This window comes from Microbacterium lacus, assembly GCF_002812805.1.
Lineage (GTDB): Bacteria > Actinomycetota > Actinomycetes > Actinomycetales > Microbacteriaceae > Microbacterium > Microbacterium lacus_A.
In genome coordinates, this window is record NZ_NMUM01000032.1 from 1 (window position 1) to 3621 (window position 3621).

Genomic DNA, 3621 nt, shown 5'->3' on the forward strand with positions numbered 1-3621 from the left:
TGAGGCTGACCCCGAAGTCCGGACAGGTGGTTGGTTGGTCAGGCTGCCAGCGCGAGCTGGCGGCGTTCGTACTCTAGCGGGCTGATGTAGCCGATGCCGGAGTGGCGTCGGCGGGCGTTGTACCAGCCGTCGATCCAGACATACGCGGCCCGTCGGGCGGTGTCGATCGTCGCGAAAACATGCCGGTTGTAGTACTCGTTCTTGAACACGGACCAGAACGATTCCGCGGCTGCATTGTCCCAACACACCCCGGTCCGGCCCATCGATCTGAGCACCCCGAGCTCGGTCGCTGCGTCGGCGAGCTGGGCACTGGTGTACTGAGTGCCCCTGTCCGCGTGGAACACGACCTTCCGCGGCAGGTGCCCGCGGAGAGAGACCGCTTGCCGGAGCGCGTCCTCGACGAGGTCGGTATGCAGACTCCCTGCGACGGTGCGGCCGAGGACCCGGCGGGTGTGACCATCCCGCACGACACACAGGTACGCCCACCCCTCACCGGTATGCAGATACGTGATGTCAGAGAACCACGCGAGGTCACGCTCGCCCTGGTCGAACCGCCGCTCTACGAGGTCAGGCACCGGGAACGGATCATCGCCTCGCACGGTGGTCGGCGGATGCCAGGTGCGGGGACTGATCCCGGTGATCCCGTCGGCGCGCATCAGCTTCGCGACCGTCTTACGCGAGACCACCACCCCGGCGTCCTGCAGGTCCGCGTGGATCCGCGGAGCCCCGTACGTGGCGTCAGACGCGGCATGGAACCGGCGGATCTGCTCGGTCAGCTCAGCTGCCCGCCGCTGCCGCGGCGACGGGCCGGCGGACTTCCGGGCTCGCCACTCGTAGAACCGGCGCCGGTCTACCCCGAGCAGCCGGCACATCCGCGTGACTGTCAGCGTCGTCTCGTGCGCCTTCTCCGCCTCGATCACAGCGAACCGCTCCTCGGGTTCTGCTTCGATGCGAAGAAGGCCGCCGCTTTTCCCAGGAACTCGTTGTCCATCCGGAGTTCCTGCACCTCGCGGCGCAACCGTCCCAGCTCAGCACGCTCGTCCAGATCCAGCGGCGCCTCGGACCCACCGCCAGTCCGCGCACGTTCCGCGTGGACCCACCGGCCCAACAGCTGCTCACCGACACCGATCTCTCGAGCGACCGCCGCGACTGTCCGGCCCGTATCGATCACCAGCCTCGCGGCCTCACGTCGATACTCCGGCGTATACGTCTTCCTCTTGCTCGTGCCCATCAAGGACATCCTCCCCGACAGGCCCGCAAACACACGGATCCCGCCTGGTCAGTGTCCGGAATCCGGGGTCAACCCCAGACCTGGCCGACCTCCGGTATGACGCGCAATGGATTGGTCTACCCGCATCCCTCATTGGTGCACCTCATCCAAGATTCCGTGTTTTCATCCTCGCCCGCCGCGCTCTTCCGCACCCCACTCGCTTCCGATGCCTCCCGTGGAGGGGAGAGCTTGGAACAGGTCAAGGCACGCCGGGGCACGATCGCGCTGAGTCATCAGATCATCGACCTCGCCCTCCACGGACCGAACGGGTACCCGCAACCAGAGGAGCCGGACACCCTGTGGACGCTAATCGGGCAGCTCTTCAACGATGGGGACGATACGCCGAAGCAGTGATCCGATGGGAGCAGATTGTGGGCCGTCCAGCGCCAGCCCCCGCACTCCTTAGCGATGCTTCTGGACCGCGTCCGACACCGGCGTTCGTGGAATGGCTTATGGGTCTCCCGACGGGCTGGGTCACCGATGAAAGGCACGGCCTTACATTGAACCAGCAGCTCACAGCGCTGGGGAATGGAGTGCTTCCACGGCAGGCGACGACCGCTCTCCACACATGCCTTCTTGCGCACCATAACCGACCTTAGGTAACGCCAACCTGTCGGCTCGGTTCGAGCTCCTCGACGGACTGGCGCTCATCGATACCGCACTCGCACTCGATACAGTCTGGGAAGTGGGTCCTTCGACCACCGCCTATTGACGTCGATTGCTCTGCACTGAAGAGTCAGCACCGCATGAGGTCATGAGGATCGCGTCAGGAAAGACCTCGGATCAGCGGCTCTGTCGCATGGATCTCGTTATGCGTGCTCCCGGAGCTGCGCCGATCTCGCGATTATCGGATCATGCCCCTTGTTCGTTCTGGCGCCAGCGACTCGACGTTGGGTGGCGGATCCAAGCTGCCCCGTCCTGTGCGCTGGGGCCACCTTTCTCATTTTGTCTCGCGTCATGGGGTGGGAACCTCCCGCTTGGTCGTGTACTCGCCTGTGTCTTCTTGTCGCGCGTCAGAATGTTTGGCAGGGGTAGTTAGTTGCTGATGTAACGCCCCAGCTGAGAGGTCTGAATGTCATGAGTCGTCCACCGACGATCCCCGTGGAGAAGAAGCTCCGCATCGTGTTGTCCGTGTTGCAGGGCGAGATCACGATCGCTGAAGCGGGCCGCCGTGAGAAGGTCTCGGAGCAGGCCATCGGGAACTGGAAGCGCCAGTTCCTCGAGGGCGGCAGAGCCGGCATCGAGGCGGGTAAGTCCAAGCCCTCGACCCGCGAGCAGCAGCTCGAGGACGAGGTCGCCGAGCTCACCCAGGCGCTGGGTGAGGCCGCGGTCGAGATCCGGGTCTGGAAGAAGAGCGCCGAGGGCCGCCTGGGCCCTTCGAGGACCTCGAGGTGATCCGCACCGAGGCGGGCATGTCGACCGCGAGGTTCTGTCAGCTGATCGACATGCCCGAACGCACCTGGCGGCGCTGGCAGGCCAAGGCGAAGACTGACCGGCCGCCGAAGGGCCCGTGGCCGCAGCCGGCGCGAGACGCGGCCCGGCCGCTGGTGGTCGCGCATGCGTTGAAGAAGCCGGAGTGGGGCCACCGGAAGATCTGGGCGATGACCCGCCATGACGGACACAAGGTGTCCCAGGCGACCGTGCTGCGGCTGCTGCGCGATGACGGGCTGATCCTGCCATCGGAGTACCAGAAGCAGCGTCGAGAACTCGCGAAGAACCGCAAGGCCGCGTTCGCACGAAACCCGACCGGCCCGAACCAGGTATGGCAGTTGGACTTCAGCGAGTTCGAGACCACCCAGGGTGGGATCTGGAGGATCGCCGGCTGCCGGGACTGGTACTCGAAGCTCGAGCACCCGTTTCACACCTCGCCGACCGCGAACCAGCACGACGCGATCGCCGCGATCGAACTCGCCCTCGTCGACTACGTGACCCTGTTCGGCCACCCCCTCGTCGACCAATGTCAGGTCGACGACGAGACCGGCGAGCTGCTGCCGGTCGTCACGATCGTCACAGACAACGGCGGTCCATTCCGATCGATGAACTTCGAGCTGTTCATCATGCGCCACCCCGAACTGCGACACGTCCGCACCAGGGTGAAGTCACCGGGGCAGAACGGATCACGCGAACGCGGCTTCGGGACGCTGAAGTACGAACGGCTGTTCCTCGACGACATCCCCGACGCGCTCACCCTCGTCGAACGCGCCGAGGACTACCGCATCGAGTACAACGAGACCCGCCCTCATGAGGCGATCGCTTGGAACCGGCCGATAGAGGTGCACATGGGCCTGGCCGACCCGACCATCCCCAACTTCGAAATCGAAGAATCCCTGCCAACTACTTGACGCGGGACA

At 65.1% G+C, this 3621-nt stretch carries 4 protein-coding genes; 3 read left to right on the plus strand and 1 reads right to left on the minus strand.

The genetic code is table 11. The features are described 5' to 3' along the window. Positions 1-38: 38 nt before the first annotated feature. Positions 39-1231 (minus strand): IS3 family transposase gene (locus CGU34_RS12235; RefSeq protein WP_100813431.1). Its coding sequence is split into 2 segments (ribosomal slippage): positions 39-961 and positions 961-1231, totalling 1194 coding nucleotides; the frame shifts between segments, so codons are not numbered across the junction. Between the two features lie 228 nt (positions 1232-1459). Here CGU34_RS12235 and CGU34_RS16985 point away from each other — a divergent pair. From CGU34_RS16985 to CGU34_RS12250, 3 genes are all read left to right on the plus strand, one after another. Continuing rightward, positions 1460-1624 (plus strand): hypothetical protein, encoded by a 165-nt coding sequence (locus CGU34_RS16985; RefSeq protein WP_157811302.1) that lies wholly within the window; start codon positions 1460-1462, stop codon positions 1622-1624. Positions 1625-2347: 723 nt separating this feature from the next. Then, complete coding sequence (locus CGU34_RS12245) at positions 2348-2665, plus strand: helix-turn-helix domain-containing protein (protein WP_081766164.1); 318 nt, start codon at positions 2348-2350, stop codon at positions 2663-2665. Continuing rightward, entirely contained in the window at positions 2662-3612 is a 951-nt protein-coding gene (locus CGU34_RS12250) for an integrase core domain-containing protein (protein ID WP_036296135.1), read from the plus strand. The genes CGU34_RS12245 and CGU34_RS12250 overlap by 4 nt, the downstream gene beginning before the upstream one ends. Positions 3613-3621 lie beyond the last annotated feature (9 nt).